Origin of the sequence: Cupriavidus sp. SW-Y-13, from assembly GCF_009793345.1 — a bacterium.
In the GTDB taxonomy this organism is placed as follows: Bacteria; Pseudomonadota; Gammaproteobacteria; order Burkholderiales; family Burkholderiaceae; genus Cupriavidus.
Window position 1 is genome coordinate 1,265,384 of the sequence record NZ_WHLX01000002.1, and the last position, 20,117, is coordinate 1,285,500.

The 20,117-nt window shown below is 61.4% G+C and carries 22 protein-coding genes; 13 read left to right on the forward strand and 9 right to left on the reverse strand.

Translation table 11 applies throughout. The features are described from left to right. Nucleotides 1–399 precede the first annotated feature (399 nt). From GA566_RS21345 to GA566_RS21360, 4 genes are read left to right on the forward strand one after another with little or no spacing between them, the layout of a single operon-like run. Complete coding sequence (locus tag GA566_RS21345) at nt 400–1,575, forward strand: DNA adenine methylase (RefSeq protein WP_160473961.1); 1,176 nt, start codon at nt 400–402, stop codon at nt 1,573–1,575. Further along, complete coding sequence (locus tag GA566_RS21350) at nt 1,572–2,333, forward strand: hypothetical protein (protein ID WP_160473962.1); 762 nt, start codon at nt 1,572–1,574, stop codon at nt 2,331–2,333. The genes GA566_RS21345 and GA566_RS21350 overlap by 4 nt, the downstream gene beginning before the upstream one ends. An 8-nt stretch (nt 2,334–2,341) precedes the next feature. Continuing rightward, entirely contained in the window at nt 2,342–3,307 is a 966-nt protein-coding gene (locus tag GA566_RS21355) for a beta-ribofuranosylaminobenzene 5'-phosphate synthase family protein (RefSeq protein WP_160473963.1), read from the forward strand. After that, entirely contained in the window at nt 3,300–4,979 is a 1,680-nt protein-coding gene (locus GA566_RS21360; protein WP_160473964.1) for a non-canonical purine NTP pyrophosphatase, read from the forward strand. The genes GA566_RS21355 and GA566_RS21360 overlap by 8 nt, the downstream gene beginning before the upstream one ends. 60 nt (nt 4,980–5,039) lie before the next feature. Here the strand turns inward: GA566_RS21360 and GA566_RS21365 are convergent, their stop codons facing one another. From GA566_RS21365 to GA566_RS21375, 3 genes are all read right to left on the reverse strand, one after another. Beyond that, complete coding sequence (locus tag GA566_RS21365; protein ID WP_144198210.1) at nt 5,040–6,461, reverse strand: hypothetical protein; 1,422 nt, start codon at nt 6,459–6,461, stop codon at nt 5,040–5,042. Continuing rightward, nucleotides 6,458–7,165 (reverse strand): hypothetical protein, encoded by a 708-nt coding sequence (locus GA566_RS21370; protein WP_144198209.1) that lies wholly within the window; start codon nt 7,163–7,165, stop codon nt 6,458–6,460. The genes GA566_RS21365 and GA566_RS21370 overlap by 4 nt, the downstream gene beginning before the upstream one ends. Nucleotides 7,166–7,347: 182 nt before the next feature. Further along, a complete protein-coding gene (locus GA566_RS21375) occupies nt 7,348–7,641 on the reverse strand; it encodes a helix-turn-helix domain-containing protein (RefSeq protein WP_144198208.1) in 294 nt (97 codons plus the stop codon). A gap of 207 nt (nt 7,642–7,848) precedes the next feature. On the opposite strand from GA566_RS21375, the gene GA566_RS21380 reads away from it, so the two are divergent. From GA566_RS21380 to GA566_RS21410, 7 genes are all read left to right on the forward strand, one after another. Beyond that, the gene (locus tag GA566_RS21380) at nt 7,849–8,343 is read left to right on the forward strand and encodes a hypothetical protein (protein ID WP_144198207.1); all 495 of its coding nucleotides are present in this window, start codon (nt 7,849–7,851) and stop codon (nt 8,341–8,343) included. A 36-nt stretch (nt 8,344–8,379) separates the two neighbouring features. Then, complete coding sequence (locus tag GA566_RS21385; RefSeq protein ID WP_144198206.1) at nt 8,380–9,324, forward strand: hypothetical protein; 945 nt, start codon at nt 8,380–8,382, stop codon at nt 9,322–9,324. Beyond that, complete coding sequence (locus tag GA566_RS21390) at nt 9,317–9,655, forward strand: hypothetical protein (protein WP_144198205.1); 339 nt, start codon at nt 9,317–9,319, stop codon at nt 9,653–9,655. The genes GA566_RS21385 and GA566_RS21390 overlap by 8 nt, the downstream gene beginning before the upstream one ends. Beyond that, nucleotides 9,639–9,875 carry a DUF1778 domain-containing protein gene (locus GA566_RS21395; protein ID WP_144198204.1) on the forward strand — a complete coding sequence of 79 codons (237 nt, stop codon included), beginning with the start codon at nt 9,639–9,641 and terminating at the stop codon, nt 9,873–9,875. The genes GA566_RS21390 and GA566_RS21395 overlap by 17 nt, the downstream gene beginning before the upstream one ends. 222 nt (nt 9,876–10,097) lie before the next feature. Continuing rightward, a complete protein-coding gene (locus GA566_RS21400) occupies nt 10,098–10,451 on the forward strand; it encodes a putative phosphothreonine lyase domain-containg protein (protein WP_160473965.1) in 354 nt (117 codons plus the stop codon). 77 nt (nt 10,452–10,528) lie between these two features. Beyond that, nucleotides 10,529–11,212, forward strand: a complete 684-nt coding sequence (locus GA566_RS21405) for a DUF433 domain-containing protein (RefSeq protein WP_144198202.1) — start codon at nt 10,529–10,531, stop codon at nt 11,210–11,212. A 545-nt stretch (nt 11,213–11,757) separates the two neighbouring features. Further along, nucleotides 11,758–12,039, forward strand: coding sequence for an H-NS family nucleoid-associated regulatory protein (locus GA566_RS21410; RefSeq protein WP_144198201.1), 282 nt, complete (start codon nt 11,758–11,760; stop codon nt 12,037–12,039). A 49-nt stretch (nt 12,040–12,088) separates the two neighbouring features. On the opposite strand, the gene GA566_RS21415 is transcribed toward GA566_RS21410, so the two are convergent. Next, complete coding sequence (locus tag GA566_RS21415; protein WP_144198200.1) at nt 12,089–13,336, reverse strand: MFS transporter; 1,248 nt, start codon at nt 13,334–13,336, stop codon at nt 12,089–12,091. Between the two features lie 314 nt (nt 13,337–13,650). On the opposite strand from GA566_RS21415, the gene GA566_RS21420 reads away from it, so the two are divergent. Further along, nucleotides 13,651–14,838: a M20 aminoacylase family protein gene (locus GA566_RS21420; RefSeq protein ID WP_144198199.1), complete on the forward strand. Its 1,188-nt coding sequence runs from the start codon at nt 13,651–13,653 to the stop codon at nt 14,836–14,838. A gap of 103 nt (nt 14,839–14,941) precedes the next feature. Then, a complete protein-coding gene (locus tag GA566_RS21425; protein WP_144198198.1) occupies nt 14,942–15,250 on the forward strand; it encodes an EthD family reductase in 309 nt (102 codons plus the stop codon). A gap of 69 nt (nt 15,251–15,319) precedes the next feature. Here GA566_RS21425 and GA566_RS21430 read toward each other — a convergent pair whose 3' ends face one another. From GA566_RS21430 to GA566_RS21450, 5 genes are all read right to left on the reverse strand, one after another. Beyond that, on the reverse strand, nt 15,320–15,682 hold the full coding sequence (locus GA566_RS21430) for a DUF779 domain-containing protein (protein WP_144198197.1): 363 nt from the start codon (nt 15,680–15,682) through the stop codon (nt 15,320–15,322). Between the two features lie 96 nt (nt 15,683–15,778). Further along, nucleotides 15,779–16,378: a thiamine pyrophosphate-dependent enzyme gene (locus tag GA566_RS21435; protein WP_144198196.1), complete on the reverse strand. Its 600-nt coding sequence runs from the start codon at nt 16,376–16,378 to the stop codon at nt 15,779–15,781. Between the two features lie 18 nt (nt 16,379–16,396). Beyond that, the gene (locus tag GA566_RS21440; protein WP_144198195.1) at nt 16,397–16,957 is read right to left on the reverse strand and encodes a thiamine pyrophosphate-binding protein; all 561 of its coding nucleotides are present in this window, start codon (nt 16,955–16,957) and stop codon (nt 16,397–16,399) included. A gap of 17 nt (nt 16,958–16,974) precedes the next feature. Continuing rightward, complete coding sequence (locus tag GA566_RS21445) at nt 16,975–18,324, reverse strand: MFS transporter (RefSeq protein ID WP_144198194.1); 1,350 nt, start codon at nt 18,322–18,324, stop codon at nt 16,975–16,977. A gap of 80 nt (nt 18,325–18,404) precedes the next feature. Next, nucleotides 18,405–20,102 (reverse strand): GMC family oxidoreductase, encoded by a 1,698-nt coding sequence (locus tag GA566_RS21450; RefSeq protein ID WP_144198193.1) that lies wholly within the window; start codon nt 20,100–20,102, stop codon nt 18,405–18,407. Nucleotides 20,103–20,117: the final 15 nt, after the last annotated feature.

The window sequence follows — 20,117 nt, forward strand, 5'->3', positions numbered from 1 at the left end:
CACCGGGCGGCGCCAACGCCACGGGCGAGCCTCAAAAGCGTCCCGCGTGCCACCCACCGCCCGCGCGGCCGTCGCCGTGGATGGCGCAGAGCCCGTGGTGTCGGTCGTTTTAGGATAGCAAAATAAGGCGGGTTATTTTGCTATCCAGTTCCGCAAAACCGGCGACGGCATCACCCGTCTGCGCCGTCCTGCAACCTCCCGCGCAGCCATACGCGCCGCGCGCGGCGACCGCCCCGGTCCGGCTGTTGCCCGGCGCATACGCCCCCCTCGGCAGGGTCTTCGCCAGGTGTGACCTGTGCAATACTCTTGGTCCGAACCAATCCTCAGGAATCCATTGCCTCCCCGCGTCGTGCCCACGCCGATGGCCCGGCGGCAGGCGCATCCGGGAAGGCCATGCCAATGCAGACCGAACTAGCCGAACCATGGGAGGCCGAAGACCTCGCCCTCGACGACGAGGTGTCTTCCATCATCCCGGCGTCGAGCGTGCTATCGCGGCGCTCCCGCGATGACGCACGACTGCCGTCGCGGGAAGCCCCCACGACGTTCGGTCAGCCGAGTCCGTTTCCCACCACGCGGTACTACGGCAGCAAACGGCGGCAAATGGATTGGTTGCGCGAGGAGTTTGGGCGACTCGAGGGATGCACCGCGCTCGACGCCTTTGGCGGGACGGGCGCCGTCTCGCACCTGCTGTCCCAACTGGGCTGGGACGTCACCTACAACGACGTCTTCCAGTTCAATACGATTTCGGCGCGCGCCCTGTTCTCCTCGGCCACGGTGCAGCTCTCGGCCGCCGGCGTAGCGTCCATCCTGCGTGCGGTCCGACCGCGCCCCGGCTTCATCGCCGCCAACTTCGCCGGCCTCTACTTTACCGACGAGGAGAATGCCTGGCTCGACGGCTTCATGGCCACGCTCGCCCATGTCGAGCCGGCCTGCAAGGATCTGCTGCTCCATTGCCTGTTCCAGGCCTGCCTCAAGAAGCGTCCCTATAACCTGTTTCATCGCGCCAACCTCAAGTTGCGCCAGTCACGGGTCGCGGTGCAGTTCGGGAACCGCACCACCTGGGAGAAAAGCTTCGCCGAGCATATCCTGAGCACCTTCGAGGAAGTGCGGCGGATGCAGCGGGGGCTGGGCGGAAAGGTCAAAGTCTCCCCCGGCCAGTCTGCCGAAGCGATCCCCCCGGGCTACGACTTCGTCTACGTCGACCCCCCCTACTTCAAGCGCGCGCGAGCCGCCGACTCCTACCTGTCGCGCTATCACTTTCTCGAGGGCCTGGCCCGGTATGAGGAATGGCCCCGCCTGCTCGACGACGCTGACCGTCTGCGGCGGATCGACGCGTCGACGGTCAGTGAATGGACGGACAAGGCGGCCCTCACGCGCAATATCGCGGCACTGATCCAGACGCATCGCCAGGCCAAGTTCGCGCTGTCCTACGTCTCGGGCGAACATCCCTCCGAGGCGGAGTTGTTTGCCTTGTTCCGCGACAGCTTCAGCCGCGTGCGCCTGTCCCGTCGCGCCTATGGCCGCGCGTTGTCCAAGCAAAAATTCTTCGAACTGTTGCTGATCGGTGAGCCATGAGCCTCTACAACAAGAAGCTTTCCATCTCGATGCCCTGGGCCATCGTGGTCGTCACGGGCCTGCTGCTGGCGATTCTCGGCTGGCTAACCATCATTCTGGCCGACAAGCCCTTTCTGGCGAAAGAGGGGCCGTTGTGGGTCTTTGCGTCCGGTATGGCCTCAGGCCTGGTCGTCACGCTCGCCCAATTCTGTCTCAGTTGGGCCGATGCCCGCGCCATCGATCGCTTTCGGCGCATGGGCGTTGAAAACGTCCTGTCGAACCGCGACGAGGAAGCCTACTATGGCCGGCTCATTCAGTCCGCGCGAGCCAACATCGATGTTCTGGGCTCGACCGCGACACGCCTGATGCAGGACTTCGCCGATGCCGGCTCACCGAAGCCCGAGAAGCAGTCCCTGATCGAGGCCCTGAAACGCGGTGTGGCGGTCCGCATCCTCGTGGCCGCCCCCGCGCGCCTCGATGACCGTGAGCGTAACGAGAAATGTCCCATCGCCCGCAGACTCTTCGAGGCCATCGCGGAAAAATATCCGAGCCACTTCGAAGTCCGCTACTTCGATGCCACACCTCTCGCCTCGTTCGTACGTGCGGACAACGAGCTCGTGGTGGGCCCGCTGCTGCCGGGGGTGGAGAGCAAGCACACGCCAGCACTGCATGTGTTCAACCACAGTCCCTACGCGGCATCGTATTTGAACTACTTCGAAAAGACCTGGGCGACCGCCGCGCCGTTGGGCCCGATGCCGCCAGCGGGGCCCACGCCGTGATCGTTCGCGTGAGCGTCCCGTCACGCGTACACCTCACGCTGATCGACCTCGGGCGCGCAGGCTATCGCCGCAATGGCGGCGTGGGCTTCGGCATCGCCGCGCCGCGCTCGACCCTCGCCTTTGCGCCCCACCCCGGCGTCGATCTGCGCGCCCTGGCATCATGCAGCTATCTCCCCGCCGAAATCGCGTCGCTCACCGAACGCCTGGAACACCTCATGGGCCAGCGGCAGTTGACGCAGGGGCTGCGTCTCGTGGAAGTCCAGCTACCGGCACGACACGCCGGGTTCGGCACCGGCACCGCGGTGGCACTGGCCAGCCTGGAATCCCTCTTTCTGCTCAACGACGTGAGCGTGAGTCCGGCGTACCTGCGCGCCCACTGTGGGCGTGGCGGCGCGTCGGGCATCGGGCTGAGCAGCTACTTCCAGGGCGGCTTCATCTTCGATGCCGGGCGACGGTTCAATCCCGCGCCCATCGTCGGGTCAGACGCCACCGACGAGGTGCGTGAACCGCCCCTCGAGATGGCGCGCCTTGCCATGCCGGACTGGCCCATGGGGGTCCTGGTTCCGCCCGGCGCCTCGGCGATTTCTCTGGCGCAAGAGCAGGCGTTCTTTGCCCAGCGGCTACCGCTGCCGGACGCAGACGTCTTCGAGATTACGTATCACGCGCTGTTCGGCACGCTGGCGGCCATCCACGCCTGCGACTACGCGGCCTTCTGTGCCTCGATCAACGCCCTGCAACGCTGCGCATGGAAACGCGCGGAGATCGATCTCCACGGGCCGACTGTTCGCGCATGCGCCGCCCATCTCGCGTCGATCGGATGCGACGCCGTGGCGATGAGCAGTATCGGTCCGGCCCTGATATTCTGGGCGCGCGACTTTGACGCCGCGTTCGCCGCAGCCACACGCCAGTATGGACCGTCCGCGGTGTTCCGGACCCGCCCGGACAACACGGGCCGCATTCTCTCCCATGATTGAGATCGTCTTCTTTTCCACCAATCGATCGAAGCTCGCGCATTTCCGGTACCTGGGTGATAAGGCCGGCGTTCGCGTCAAGGGATTTCACGAGACCACCTATTACGCCAGCTACGACGAGCCGGAGATTGACGATCGAGAGGAGTTGCTCCGGCGCAGCTATGAAAGCGCGCTGGAGCAGTGGATGAAGCGCCAGGGCGCGAAGGATGATGGTCACAGCACGTTCTTCTTCGAAGACACGTCGGTCGTGGTCGAAGCCCTCAGCAAGCACGCGGAGGTACCCGGGGTCAACGTCAAGTATTGGATGCGCGAGATGACGTTCTCCAAGCTGGACGCCTTGCTGAAGCGCGCCGGTAACAACCGCAAGGTGGTGGTGCGTTCGGATATCGTGATGCACTTGCCGCAAAGTTGGCGGGCCTCGCTGGGCGAGAGCGCGCCGTATCTCTGGGTCTCGGGCGAAACCCACGGCGTGATTGCCAATCGCGAGCGCAAGATTCAGCCGAATCTGGTGTATCCCTGGCTCGACGACAAGACGTTCAATAAATGGTTCGTACCGACCGGGGCGAATGGCCCGATCAGTACGCTGGATATCGAACAGGCCAATCTCGCCGATTTCCGGGCCCGGGCCTTCGAGAAGATTGCGGAGAAACTGCGCAAACTGAGCCTTCTGTCTCCCCGTCAAGAGCACGGAGCGGACCAGTTGCAGCTTCCCAGTATCGCGACCTACCCGTCGATTTTCATCATCTGTGGACCAAGTTGTGCCGGCAAGACCACCACGGCAACCTGGATGCGTGAGGAATACAACCTCCTGCATATTGAAGCCAGTGACTTCATGCACAAGGCCTTCTGGGAACGTCACGGCCTTGGGACCACCGTACGCATCGGCGATTTTGCGGAGGCGGCCCTCCAGACCCAGCCCGGCATCGTGGCACAGCCAATTGCGCAGTTTCTCCAGGCCTCCAGCTCCCCCGCTGCGGTCGTGACAGGCTTCCGGTCGCCGCGGGAAATTGAAGTCTTCCTACGTACCGTGGGATCCCATACCGAGACCGCCGTCATGTACCTGACGGCGTCAGAATCGATCCGGCTCGCGCGCGCGATCGCGCGTGGCCGGGATGGCGTGACGCGCGACAAATTCAAGCAGCGCGAAGCGCAAGAGATCCGCATGGGCGTCGCCGATATCGCCCGGCTGCCCGAGGTCGCGCAACAGGCCAATGAGGGCAGTCTCGAAGACCTCCACGGGGCCCTCCACGACCGGTATCGCGATGCCCTGCAGGTCTACGCCTCTGGCAAGGCGCGCAACCCAAGCCGTCAGGACCAATCCAATCGCGATCAGCTCGAAGGCCTGATTCTTCGCACGCTACTGGCGGAGCAATGCACGGAGAAGTGGTTAACCACGACAGAAATCGCGGCGGCCTTGAACCAGCGCTTCAACGAGAAGAAAAACAAGAACAATGTCAGCCGCTATTTCAACCAGGGATTCCACCCTTACTACGAAGTGCGCTTCCGCGAACGCGATGGCAGAGGCCGGTCTTTGGAGTATCGGTTGTCGGCCACGGGGACCAGCCAGGCACAACAACTGGATGGCATCCCGGAGGTGCGACGCTCCCACAAACGGGGCCACGATCGCGTCGACGATGGCCAGTTGACGCTTCCATTGCGCCACCTGGAACCGTGACCCACTGACGACACGCCGCGACACCCCGCAGCGCCCCCGTCGGCCCGCATCCACCGCACATCAGCGAAGTTCGTCGAGGTCGTGCTGGGGCGGTCGCGTGGCTCTTACGCCGGCGCGGTACCAGCAAGCCTCCCGCGGGTCCGTCGGCACGGCCAGCGAGTCCCACGGTCGATGCGCACAAAGCGTTGGCTGCGTACGCCGCAGGTCGTACTCGCACGCATCATAAAAGGGGCATCGCTTGCGCTCCCCCCCGGCCGTCATCTGGTCGGTGGCGACAAATCCCTCGTCGTTGAGGTGCAGCGACAGGTAGTGGAGCGCGCCGTGTAGCATCTGCGCTCCAAACAAGGACGCCTCCGACATCGACGGCCAGCCGAAGCCGTAGATCCGATCCTTGCCGATGGTGTCCTCGGCGCGCTCTCGCTCGGCGAGTATGCGCGGACAGGAGTATTCGGCGAGCATCATTTCGAGCAAGTCGGCCCGATGGTCTTCGCAGGCAGCCGCCTTGAGTTCCTTGAGTGCCGTGAGCTCAAAGAATGGCACGTGCCGACGCAAAACCATTTTGCTGGAAATGAGGTCCAGCAGTTCCTTCACGGCAATCCCCATCGGCTCCTCGACGGGAAACAGCACCGCGGTCTTTTGAATCACGTCGGCGATCAACGGTTCGTAGTCGCACAACGAGGCCTTCGCCGAGGCCTCCAGCCACGCCATCCTGGCCGCCGGCGGCATGGATGGCATCTCACGCAGCATGCGCATCAACGCCAGCGCCGGATCGGCGGTCTGCAAGGCGGTGATGCCGGCCGCGACGACCAACTCGTCCGGGATATCGTCAACCATGTGACGAGCCACCAATTGAAGCAGTTTGTAAGGGGCGGTTCGCACGTTCTGCGCGAGCAGGCCCTGCGTCATCAGCAGCTTCTCCTCCAGCAGAAATGCCACGCCCTCGATGATCTCCACCGTGCCCACTTCAAACGAAACGGCCAACTGATCCGGCAGCGTCTGCGCCGCACCGACGATGACCGTCACCGGTTCGGGCTCATGGCCGGGCAACGCTGCCGGCAAGACTTCCGTCTGCTCGGCAACGGAAACGACGGTAACCCGTGCATCCGGATTCCGCAGTACGCTGCCCATATTGCGTTCGCGTCGCGCCGCATCCCTGCGATAGAGGTGGGTACGTTTGACCGACGCCGCGGCATAGTCCGTCAGCACATTGCCGACCACCGATTGCCCCCGGTGGTCCAGCTTGTGCCTGAAATTGGCCCACATGCTGATCATGCTGGCAAACGCGTACAGCCCGTTCAGCGTCGAGGTATTGTGAACGTAGTGAAGCCACTCGTGGAACAGATAGCCGTTGAGCCGCCAATGCGACAGATCGAGCGACACGTTACCGTCGGCGTCTTCAGGCAACAGGTCCTTCGCGATGAGCGCCGGCAGTTTGATGAAGAGCAGATCGGGCAGGTAAGACGGACTGTCTTTCGTCTTCATAGTGTTGCCGCAATCGCCTGCAATCGCTCGATGTAGATCACGACCCGGCGTTTCCCATTGACGGAGGACTTCAGGTACGCACCGATGTTATCGATCTTGTGGTTGCCTCGCGCCAAGGGGGCGTTGGGGCATCTTGGTCCCGTCGAAACGCTCGCGAGCAGAACATTCATCGCGGTCTTGGCGTTGACGCTGCCGTGGGCAATGAAATTCCGAATGGCGCGCGTCGTGTCGATGAGTCTGGCATCCGGATTGGACAGGGCCGCGACGCCCGTGCCGTTTGCCGCCGATACCCAGGCCACAAAGCGGGACTTCAGGTCCGCGGCCGACTTGAAGGTGAGGTTATACCCCGTGGGGTCGATCAGTTCCTCCAGCTCCTGAAGGTTGATGTGCTTGGCCACCTGGAACTGGGTCCTGGCAGCCGCGCCGGCCCCAAATTTGCTCGTCACCAGCCGCTCGATGTCGCCCTTTAGCGTCCCCTGGTATGCAGAGAAATCCCGGTTGATGTAGGCCAGCATCAGGTCGGAGAGAAAGACCTCGAACGCGACGTAGGTCGAATGCAAGGTCGTTTCGGCCAGGATACTGAGATCCCGCTTCTCGTGGGGCGACCCGGTCAGGGCCGCCTCAAGGCGGGCCAAATGGGTGAGACGTTCGGCAGCGAACGTCTGAAAGTCGGATCTGACGCCGGCGGGATCGGCTTTCCTCATGGGATATCAAGCTCATGGTCAATGCGCTGGGGGCGGTGGCTGGCGTGCCGGCCCGCGCCAGGGCGATGGTCCAACCTTCGCCCGGGATGCGGGCAGACTGTCGAACGCCAGGCCTGCCGACGTTGCCGACCGAGTCAGCCACCCATGCTATTTTGTGATTATAAATGCACAGACGGCGATCGTCATGGGGCCGGCTTCTTGCTGGGTGGACGCCCCGTGCGCGCCTTTTGTGGTCGGCTGCGCCCGCGATGCTGAGCCGCCTCGTCCTCGGCCTGACGTAGCACGTCAGAAGCCCGGACGCCCAAGGCATCGCACAGGTCGAAGAACGTCGAGATGCGCAGACCCTTGCGGTGGGTCTCGATGTTGCCAACGGATGCGGCCGACATCTTGGCAAGACCGGCGACGACGAGCTGCGTGAGCTCCTTGTCCTCTCTGATCCTTTTCAGCACGTGGCTGAGTGCCTCGGTCCGGTCCATGCATTCGCTCAAGTGATTTGGAGCGAATTTTCACGCCGCTGTTGCACTGAAACTCTGACTAAAGTTAGAGTTTCCCAACTTTATTTTTACGGCCTACGTGTGGTCTCGGCGCGTCTTAGCCATCATAAATGTCGCTTTTTGAGCAATTTGTGAGCTTCGTGCTGGTGGAGTACCACGTGGCAAGGCCGGAGCTTTCCGTCGTCCACCATGAGCGTCTTCCCCTGGCCCGTTTCCGACACGGTGCATTTGCAGCCCGGCAAATATCTATCAGTCGACCTGCGCCGACTCAGCCACAGCTTGGGGATCCATGTCCGCGTGTCCATATTGGGAGAAACGTATGCCGTCTCGCCCGCGCCAGTCGAAGGCGAGACGGGCTTGCGTGCGGATTACCTGCGCTACCACACCGACCGCATGCTGGCGCTGATGCGTGCCGTGGCCGGTGACGAAAGGCCGGCGCTGTTGGCCCACCAGCGGCGCCAACTCGAGGAAACGGATCTCACAGACGACGAAGTCGGCTTGATCTGCCATCTCGTCGAAACGCAGCTCCCGCAGTTGACGCCCACGCCGATGGACGACGATGACGGTCACGCCATCGCGGATCATCTGGATGTGCGCGGCGCGGTCCTACGCCGCCGGGTCCGCGACTTCTTTCGCGGTGCGGTCGTGCTCGGGGCACTTGAACCGTGCCACGTGGGGCCATAGATGGCCGCCCTCACCGCTTCCTTGCACTGTAATGGTATGACCGACTGGATTGAGCTCAATGATCAGGCGTCGCGCCAGTATGCCGATGCCACGATCGTGTTCGCGGAATGGGAGAAGGCCCGGGCACGCGTCCAGGAATGCAGCGGCGGGATGATCTGGCGCACCAGCAAGGGGCGCGAGTATCTGATCCAGACAGGCAAGGACAACCGCCAGCGCAGTCTCGGACCGCGATCTCCCCACACCGAGGCCATCTACACCGCGTTCATTTCGCGCAAGCGCCAGGCGCAGGAAACGCTGGGCCGGCTGCGTCACGAGATGGCGCTCGCCGACCGGCAGAACCGCGCCTTGCAGGTCGGCGATGCGCCAGCGTTGCTGGTGCGGATTCTCACGAACATGGAACGGATTGGGCTAAGAGACAGCACCTTAATCGCGGGCGACTGCGCGCTCCTCGCCTATGCGGCCCAGGCCAGGGTCAAATCGTGGCTTGCTGCTGGCCAGGTCCATGACTGCGAACCCATCCACGTGCAAATCCTGGCGGCCGATGCGCGGGCGAAAGATATGGCGCTTGCCGCCCTGCTCGCTGCGGACAAGACGTTCATCGCCTCGCAGGCCACAGAGGGTCGACTGAATCTGAAGAATGCGCAGGGCGCGACTGCGGAGATTCTCTATGACGGCCTGATCCAGATCCTGTTCAAGCCTGACATGCCCATGGCCGTCCGACCCTTCTCGGTACCGCTGGTGGCAACTTCCGGTCGGATGGCACGTATGACGGCGATTCCGCCGTCCATGTATGTCTTGCGTGCTCACGGACTAGCCGGTCGGACCGACATCTCCCCGGCGGAAGCGCTTCAGCACGCACAGCGCGCACTTGCCGTACGACGCTTGATCAAAAGCCACTTGCCAGACTGGAATGACGGATGGGCTATGCCGACGAAGTTTGGGAAAACCGGACCCGCAACCCAGGGGGCCGTCGATGATTGAGATCCCCGAGGACTTCCCACGGGACCCGTTTCCTACGGTTGTCGGCGGCACGCAACCGAAGCTGGCGGGACGACTCATCGATGGCCGGTTGGTCATCGGCTTGACTGCCGACGAGCGTGCACAGCGCTATGCCATGTGCCACGACCTGGTCGTCCAGCTTGTTGCCTACTGTCATCGCAAGCAGCCGCAATACCCAAAGTGGAGCGCAGACCGCCTGTTGACCTGGGTGGGTAACGGGGTCCGGGCAAAGCGAACCCAATGGGCCCTAGGCGAGGCCGAGGTGAACTGGATTCTGGACCAGGTCCGATCGCACTATGCCGCGCGCTCCTGACGCCTCGCGCCAGCGCGCCACGGCATGGATCGGGACGCATGGCGCGCCCACCCCGACGATCCGGCTCAACGCCACCGAAACGCAGCGCTTTTTGGCGCGGCTCGATGCGCCCGCAGGGCCGAACCACGCCTTAACACGGGCGATGGCGCGTTTCAGGATCGCGCGGATCGGCCCCTCGGATGCCGCCTTTGATGGCGTGCCGAGATCGACGAGGGGCTGAGGGATGCCAACGCAATACTTTTTTGAATGCCTTGCATCGGGCACGCGTGCTGACCCAGCGGCAGCGCAGTCCGCCTCGTACGTATGGCGCGCGACGCAACGACGGGTGCCGTGCCCGATTTTGCCCAGCGGGACGAGGCATTGGCAACCCGGCCAGCCAAATTCACAGCAAACTGACAAGACCTCTATGAGAGACGAGCGCCCTTCCACAAACGAACAAGACGTGTGGCTTAACACGGCAGCACCGTCGCTGACGTCCTTCGCATCCGATGAGCACACTGGAAAGTGGTGCATTTTCCGCGCTGAGCATGAGATCGACGAGTCCTGGACAACGATCAAAGCGCTTGCCGCTCAGGAGAAAATCCTCATTGCGAAAGTCTCGACGGCGATTGGCCGCCGTTACCACGACGGCCATGTCATTTGCATCTACACACGAAACTGGAACGACCGTGCGGACCTCATGACCGTACGTGACGTTCTGCGCGCGGCGGGCTTTACGGAGGAACTTGGCTACAAGCGGGATATCGACACCATGCGGCGCGTGTATGGGCCAGACGAATGGTATGTGCGGGCCTGAACATAGCGGCGCGCGCGCGAGTCCTGCGCCCTCTCTGTTATGAGTGACGTCGGCCCTAGCAACGAGTCTTGTTCCCCATGCCTACTATCCGAAACGCATGCACCGGCATCTCGATAACCGAAGTGGCGTTTTTTGCCGGCGTCACCGTCGAAGAAGCGATCCGCGCCGTGGAAGCACAGGTGCGGTCCCCAGGTCTCTTGAATCTTGATGAGGGCGAGCGATTTGCGCCGATCGTATGCGTCTTCGCCAGCTTTTACGAATCGACCAAGGACGAACTGAGCAAGACGGCGCGTCTCTGGATTATTGCCTCTGTATTGGACAGGGTGCTCCGCCGGCGGGACGCCGCCGACATCCTCTCGCTGCGTTTGGACCGCAGCCGACAAGACCACTTCGATTGGAAGGCTCCGGCGCCATTCAGTCATGTGCGCTTGCGGGAGATCGTTCAGGGTGTTGTGGAACGCATGGCCCGCCTGGCGCGCGCCACCGAATGCGTCTCTGTGAACCCGGAAGTCATGGGTGGCACGCCGGTCTTCGTGGGGACGCGTCTGCCTGTCGACACCGTGGCGGCCTCACGAGCCGCCGGTGCGACCAATGAAGAAATCATCCGCACGTATGCCTTTCTCACGCCAGAGCTGATTGAACACGCAGAGATCTATCAGAAAGCACATCCGCGCCACGGGCCGCCCCAAAGCCTGGGCGAACTGAATCCGACGTGGAAATTGCGCCGTTCACAGGCCGCCCCACCCACGCGGTCTGACTGACCCTCAAAATGAAGGCCGAGAGGAAGGCGACACGAAAACGCGCTTTCCCATATCGATGCCGCTCGTGAATTGGCCCGGCGACGACTTTGCCACCTGCCAGCAAGACGCAAGCCGATGGCGCGACGCCCTCCGCCCGGCTTGCTAGATCGTGGACATCATTGTCAAGCCCGGACGATATGGGGGTTCCACGCCTGTTCCGCCTTTCCCGGAAGCGAGTACCAGCCGTCGGGGCGCTCCGCGCTTAACCCGGTCAATTCGCCGCGACAACCGTATGGCACCCATCTCGCTGTCATGTTATGGAGTGCGGGGGAGCGGAAATACGTCGCCGAAATGGAAGATGAACGGAATGGCCGGAACCTCAAGATCCGTCGAAGTGGAACCAATTGCCTCAATGTCCGGCGACCAAGGAAGGGTAATCCCGGTACCTAGCGAAGTCGTTGTGGGCGGCGTTGCACGCTAGAATCTGCTCCGCGCGCAACGCGCTCTCCCTGGTCGCCCCGAGCGCCCCGTTCCATCTCTGCGATCCTACCCTGCCTTCGTCCTGCATGCGCCCTCCTCTTACTCCGGCATCCAATACCCAGTTATTGCGGGATCGCGCCGAGACGATCCTCTGGATCAAGACCCAGATGGCAAAGTTTGGCCTCCATGTTGTCGACTTGGAGAATGCAGGTTGTTTCACCACCCGCCCTGTCGCCGAAGCGCCCGGGCCGGTGCGCTTCCGGGACGCTCAAGGCCACGTCTGGGACGGGCGCGGGGCTCTGCCGGACTGGCTGCAGCGGGCCGTGCATGCCGGCCAGACGGTGGAGCATTTTCGGGTTGATGGATAGGCCACCCAACAGGTCGCATCGTTTCGCTATCCAAGCACCCTGACCATGGTTATCTCGCACCGTAGGCCCGCTCAGCGCTCGCCGTCCTGTTTCGCCGAGCCCCCAACACCAGTGCCGTCGAACTGATCAGAGCAGCGGCCATCACGTAGTAGCCGATAATCAGCTTGTTTCCGGTAAATCCGATCAGCGTCGCAACAATGGCCGGCGTAAATCCGCCAAAGAAGGTCACGCCAATGGAATAGGCCAGCCCAGTGCCCGTTGCCCGGAAATCCTCGGGAAAGATGCTAGCCAAGGCCAGGCCGGTACAGGCTCCATACAGGCTACTCATGATCGCAATGGCTACTCTCACCCCGATCAACGCATGCACTGTCGGGTTGGCATTCAAATATGCAATCAACGGATAAATGAACATCGCTGTGGCAACCGCCCCGATCAGCATGATCCGTCGATAACCGAATCGGTCAGCAATGATCCCCGAAATTGGGGTTGCAATCATCACCGTCAAACTGAATGCAATTTGACCAACGTACCCTTTAGCGAGGGGCATATGGAGTTCGTGGGTGGCATAGGTCGTGAAATAGTTCGCCACATATGCCGAAACCGTGGCGAAGATTTCAACCAACACACCATAGGCAACCAGCCCCTTGAACTTTCCAAGCTGTGAAAGCAAGCCCGTTTCGCGCCCGCGTGTGCCTGCATGGAACGTTTCCGGCAGCGATCTTCGGATGTAAAGACCGACTGGGACAATCAGCAATCCGACCACGAACACCAGGCGCCATGCCCAAGCATTGATCTGTGCATCGGTAAAGATCGACGACAGCGACAAGCCGACGAGCGCCGTCAACAGAACCCCTGCGCCTTGCGCCGCCTTCTGGATCGAGGATGCGAACGCCCTGCGATGCTTTGGGACACTTTCGATGGCAAATGTGATGGCACTTCCAATTTCACCACCCGCCGAAAAACCCTGTAGCAGACGGCCCATGAGAATAATGCACGGCGCAGCGAAGCCGATTGCCGCGTAGGAGGGGGTTGCCACCATGACGAGGGTCCCCAGTCCCATCATGTTGAGGGTGAGAGACAGTGCTTTCTTCCGCCCCACCCGATCCGCATAGCGGCCAATGACGAGCGCTCCGATCGGACGCGCGAGAAATCCGACGGCAAACGTCACCAGGGTGAGAATCAATGCAAAGAGATCGTTGCCGGCCGGGAAAAATGTCTTCGAAATGGGCACCGCGAAAATCCCGTATGCCACAAAGTCATAAATCTCCAATATGTTACCGAACATCGTGGCGAACATCGCTCGCCACTGCCCGTTTGTCGGCCGACTTTCAGACAATTCCACTCTACCCCCTTTAGATTGAAATCTAACAATCCTTTTTCATGCTATAGAATCACGTCGCCCCTTCCAAACCAGGGGTCGCCACCGCTGGTATTTTTATAATCAAAAACACCAAAGGATCAATTTCATCACAGCGCGATGACATCTAGTTTGTAGTTATACGAAAGCTAGCTTGCACTTTATTTCACAAGTGGATATGGCAGAATTTCAACCACTCTCCCAAATGCCACCGTCCAGTGCTTTCGGTCGCGTGGCCCTACCATCTCGACGCCATGACGAATCCCGCATCGACCTACATCGGCGATCCGCCCTCTCACGCAGAGCTCTCGGAATTGAAAGCGATTCGGCATCACCTCCACCAGCATCCGGAGCTTGGGTTCAAGGAAGTTTCCACGGCAGCAAAGGTCGCGGAACTGCTCGAATTGTGGGGTTATACGGTTACCAGAGAGGTGGGCTGCACAGGAATTGTCGGGACTCTCCGCAAGGGAACCAGTCAGCGCGCCATCATGTTGCGCGCCGACATGGACGCACTTCCAATGCAAGAGAACACCGGCCTGCCTTATGAAAGCGTGAACGCAGGAACCATGCATGCCTGCGGCCACGATGGGCATACCGCCATGCTGCTAGGCGGCGCCAGAGAAATAGCGCAAAAGGGCCAGTTTGATGGGACCGTACACGTGCTCTTCCAGCCCGCCGAGGAAGTTGGCGTCAATAGCGGGGCACAGCGGATGATCGCCGATGGCTTGTTCGATCGTTTCCCCTGCGATGCAATCTTCGGCATTCATAACCATCCGGGAATTCCGGTGGGTACGTTTGGCGTCCGCCCAGGGCCGTTCATGGCGTCCAGCGACGCATTCTTCGTCACCGTCCGGGGAAAGGGTGCACACGCCGCACGTCCAAATCAGTCGATTGACCCCGTCCTAACCGGATGCAGCATGGTGGTTGCTCTCCAAAGCATCGTCTCCCGGAATGTCGCCCCGACAGAATCTGCCGTCCTCACCGTCGGCGCCTTTCACGCCGGATCGGCGCCCAACATCATTCCGGAGACCAGCGAATTCAAGATCAGTGTCCGAACATTCTCGGAAGATGTCCGAAACCTGATGGTCCAACGGGTTAGAACGGTTCTGGAATCCCAGGCAGCCTGCTATGGCGCGGAAGTGGAGATCGTTCATCGCCCCGGGTATCCGGTACTGATCAACAGCCAATGCGAATCCGAACTGGTACTGGACGTGGCGGCGGAGACCATGGGCGCGGATCACATTATTCAGGATTTTCCGCAGGTAACCGGAAGCGAAGATTTTGCGTTCTATCTGAAGGAGCGCCCGGGTTGCTTCATTAGGCTGGGCAACGGCACCGAGAGCGCACCGCTTCACAATAACAAATACGATTTCAACGATGAGAATCTTTGGGTTGGCGCACTGTTCTGGACAAACTTGGTAAGACGCTTCCTGCCAACCTGAGCGTATCGGGGAGCACGTGCCGCACAAAGCCGCTCTACATCGGTGTCGCGCGGACAAACAAACAGTGCGCGCGTACAGTAGTGTTTCACAACAGGAGACGAAAATGGCAAAGCTGATGGCGCTGTACAAGAAACCTGCGGACAAGCAGGCCTTCGATTCCTATTACCTTGCTCATCACGTCCCGATCGCCAAGAAAATTCCGGGCTTGCGCAGCTATGAAATCAGCAGTGGGCCGGTAGCGAGTCCAACGGGTGAATCCCCCTTCCATTTGGTGGCCCTGTTAAGCTTTGATTCCCTGGCTGCCATCCAACAGGGGATGTCGTCGCCGGAAGGCGCTGCCGCTGCCGCAGATCTCGCAAATTTTGCCCAGGCCGGCGCCGACCTACTCATATTCGACACCAAGGAGGTCTAGAAGACGACTTCGGTGTGTGAAAGAAGTCGCCCGTGATCGAATGATGCGGGCACCCCCGGATGCGCTAAGCTACGCCGCCAGACCACGCGATGGCGCAACCCGGCGCAAGCGCGCAAAGAAGCGGACCCCCAACCGTCGTTCCAAGGCGAACAGTCCCCCGCTCCCCGGTCCCGCATCGACAACGATCTGCTTCGTCTTCAGATCGCCGAGGTCATCGTGGCGGATGTAGAACGCCGCGCCAGCAATTTCGGCGATCTTCAGTTCGTTCGCACCCGGTAGAAACTCCCGGATCGGAAAGCACGCCAGCCCCGTCCGACCAACACACCCTTTCGGTTGATACAGGACCAACGGGCCGTATTCATCCTGAAGCTTCTTAAGAAGGGCGGCGGCTGACTTCGTGGCAACGACCCGCTCTGATGCTGGAGCATTCATGGCTTTGTCTGTCGAAAAAAGGATGCGTCCGGCGGGACGGAGTTGCCGGACGCATCGACACACCGCAGAGGAGGCGGGCAAACTTTCCGGGGCAGGTCAGACGACGGCCAGTGCAGCGCGAATGCGCCGCAGCTCGTCTCCCATCCGCGTGAAGCGCGCATCGGTCATCTCCACCGCCGGGAAATCGGTGCCGAGCTTGGGTACTTCGGATTCGACCGCGAGTTCAATAAACGCCGGCGCCGGGCCGGCAAGAATGCCGGGAAGCTGCTGTGTCAGTTCGTCGACACTAGCGAAGCGCCAAGTCGAACGATATCCGGCGGCTTTGGCCATGGCCGGGAAATCGGCGACCGCGCTCCCAGGAGTCTCGAGATTGCCCAACCCGCTGAACTGAATGCTGTTGTTGAACACCACATGCAAAAAGTTCTCGGGAGCCGCCTGCGCGACGGTAACCAGACCTCCCAATTCCATTAACAGACTGGCGTCACCGTCGAGCACGAGCACCGTCTTGTCCGGCCTGGCCAATGCGATGCCGAGACCCAGGGACGCGGCACCGCCCATCAGCGGCACACAGGCTACGCTGAGCACATCAACCTCGAGCTTGTCCATGCCGTTCATGGCACCCATCGTCGTGACATAGATGGCGTCCGGCGCGGTCTGTTGGATGACCTCACAGGCCTCGATTGTCTTCATGTTCATCTTGATTCCCCTTCGCCCTTACGCCGACGCAATTTCACTGGGTTGCGACCATCCGACAAAATGCCCCGCGATGGCCACGGCGGGACCGCTGCGCGCCTGGGCGGCATCCCATGCTTTCGATACGCCACCAACATCCGCCGGGCCTTCCAACCGCCAGTAAGGAATGTCCAGCGTCTCCAGAAGTGGCTCCAGAATTCTTACCATGCGCCGTTTTGATTTCCTGGGGTCGTCGCCGAGATTCGAAAACTCCCGGCCGAACTGACCGACCAGCATCAGCAGCGGAATCTTCGAGTCCAGACCCAATGCGCGAATGCTGTTGATCGAGGCGAACAGGCCCTGGTTCTGCATCAGAACCACCGCCCGCTTGCCGCCCGCATAGAGACCCGAGGCGACTTCGATGGCCTGGTCCTCCGTCGTGGTTGGAATGACCGTAATGCCGCACGCCGGATCTTCCAGCAGCTTATGCAGCGCGATCTGCAGCATATCCGGCACCGTGACCACATGCGTGATACCACAGCGCTTGAATTCACCGAGAATCGATGCGGCCGTGACCGAGTATCGAGAATGTTGGATGTCCATTTGAATTCACCAATTCGTTACATGCTGATGGATTTTTTGAGCGCCGGACGTCCACTGCGGGCCCGTTCCTGCTCGAAGGTGTCGTGCGCCTTCTTCATGCGCCGGCCGATGGCGAACGCGCACAGCGAAGAGAGCAGTCCCGAGATCACGACATAGGCGCAGACGTACCACGGATCGCCGCCATTGATCGTGACTAGATAGGTGGCGATGATTGGCGTCATACCGCCTGCCGTAATGCTTGAAACTTGATAGACAAACGAGATCCCGGTGTAACGCACCCGTGCATCGAACAGATCGCACAGGAATACCGCTACCGTCCCATACACCGCGGCGTACAAGATGCCGTACGGCAGCGCAATGGCGGCCCACACCAGCGTGCGATCACCATTCGAATGGGTGAACGCCCAGAATGCGGGATATACCGACAGCGCCGTCAGAATGGCCGCGACCGCATACAGGCGCTGGCGTCCCAGTCGGTCCGACAGATAGCCGAAGATCGGGATGAAGATCGTCAGCACGAAGGCCCCGATGCCGACGCCGGTCAGCGCATCCTCGCGGGTCATGCCGATCTTGGACGTCAGGTAGCTGATCGTGAAGACGCTGAAGATGTTGAAGAACACCCCATCAATGTGCCGGGCGCCGAGGCCCAGTACCACGTTGCCAGGGAAACGCTTGAGCATGTCGACAAACGGCACGCGGGCCTCGCCGTGACTCTGCTTCATCTCGGCGAACTCCGGCGATTCCATCACGTTCAGCCGCACCCACATGCCGAACAGCACGAACAAGAATGAAATGCCGAATGCAACGCGCCAGCCCCAGGCCATGAACTGCGCGTCGGTCAGCGCGACCGACAGCGCGCCGATGATGCCGGCGGACAACAGCACCCCAATAGACAGACCAATCTGCGGCAGGCTGGCATAAAAGCCACGCTTCTCTTCCGGTGCACACTCGTACGCCATCAGCACGGCACCGCCCCACTCCCCGCCCAGTCCAATCCCCTGGAGCACACGCAGGAACAGCAGGATCCCTGGAGCCCAGTACCCGATCTGCGCATAGGTCGGCACCAGGCCGATGGCCACCGTGGACAGCCCCATGATCATAAGCGTGATGACCAGTACGCTCTTCCGGCCGACCTTGTCGCCAAAGTGGCCGAAGATGATGCCACCGAGCGGACGGGCCACGAAACCAACCGCGAAGGTCGCGTAGGCGAGCATGGTGGCCGTGGCCGGGTCGCTGTTGGGAAAGTACAGCTTGTTGAGCACAAGGCTCGCGACGACACCATAGAGAAAGAAGTCGTACCACTCGATGATGGCGCCGATGACGCTAGCAGTCGCGACACGGCGAAGTGCCTTGGGGTTGGTTTTCATGTTTGTCTCCTCGTCTGAAGGACGCGTGGTGTGTCCCACGCTATTCCTTCGGAATGAACTTGATCCTAACTACCTGACATTTACGAGCGAATGCTGGCGATGACCTCCTCCTTCACCGCATGCGCGGCCGACGATGTCTTCGCAAGCGTCTCAAGCGTGATGGCCCGATCGGCGTTCGCGGCCGCATCCAGGATGATGTCGGCGGCCTTCTCAGCGATCATGACCGTCGGGATGTTGGTGTTGCCAGAGATGAGGGTCGGCATGATGGAGCAGTCGATGACGCGCAGGCCGGACATCCCATGCACTTCCAGTCGATTGTTCACCACGGCACCTGGATCCTCCGCCAGGCCCATTTTGGCCGTCCCGGACGGATGGAAAATGGTGGTGGCGTACTCACGGCAGAACTGCAGGATCTCATCGTTGGTCACCACATCGGGACCCGGCCGATACTCCCGCTTCATATATGGCGCCATGGCGCTCGCGGCTGCGACCCGCCGCGCAAACTTCACGCCGGCAATCGTGGTGCGGCGGTCTGTCTCGGTGGTCAGGTAGTTCGCGACAATACTGGGGGCCTGGAAGGGATCCCGAGAATTGATGCGCACGTGCCCACGCGATTCCGGCCGGAGCTGGCAGATCGAGTAGGTGCAGCCGGGGAAGTCATGTACAGCGCCCGCGGTGCTGTCGGCCGAGAGATTGGCGAAGTGAAACTGGATGTCCGGCGTCGCATTCTCTTCCGGCAGCGCGCGACAGAACATCCCGCCCATGTTGATCCCGACAGCAAGCGGACCACTCCGGGTCAACAGCCACTGCAACCCCATCTTCGCCTTGCCCCATGGCGAACGCATCAGATCGTTCGTCGTAATCGGCTTGGTCACCTCGTACATCAAGCGCACCTGCAAATGATCCTGCAGGTTCTCCCCGACGCCTTCGAGGTAGTGGACCGGCTGGATGCCGAACTGCTCGAGCAACCCGCGGGGACCCACGCCGGAAAGCTGCAGAAGCTGGGGCGACTGAATGGCACCGGCGCACAGCAACACTTCCCGCCGAGCGCGTACCTCCTTGAACTGCCCCGCCTGGCGATACTTCACGCCAACCGCCCGCTTGTCCGCAAACAGGATCTGGGCGGCCTGCGCTTCGGTCTCGACATGCAGGTTGCTTCGCGGCATGGCCGGCTTGAGATAGCCCACCGCCGTCGAACAACGGAAGCCCTTGCGCGTGCTGAGCTGGAAGTAACCGACGCCCTCCTGGTCACCGGTATTGAAGTCATTCACGCGCCTGACGCCAAGCTGTTGCGACGCAGCGATGAAGGCGTCGACCAGTTCATTGCCAGGCGGCACGCTCGTCGCATGCATCGGCCCCGCATCCCCCCGCGTCTGCGAACCACCGAGGTCGTTGGTCTCGAGCTTGCGGAAGTACGGCAGACAGTCCGCCCACGACCAACCCGCGTTGCCGAGCGAGGCCCACTCGTCGTAGTCGCGCTGCTGACCCCGGATGTAGATCAGGCCGTTGATGGAACTGGAGCCGCCAAGCGTGCGGCCGCGCGGCTGATAAATCTGCCGGTTCCCGAGTTCCGGCTCGGGGTCGGTATAGAAACGCCAGTTGTACTCGTCGTGCTGCATCGTCTTGGCGTAGCCGATGGGTACATGGATCCACGGGTAGCTGTCTTTGGGACCGGCCTCGAGCAGGCACACTGTGTACCGACCGTTGGCGGTCAGGCGATTGGCAAGGACGCATCCGGCAGAACCGGCGCCGACGATGACGTAGTCGAATGTCCGCATGGCTGTTGTCTCCGT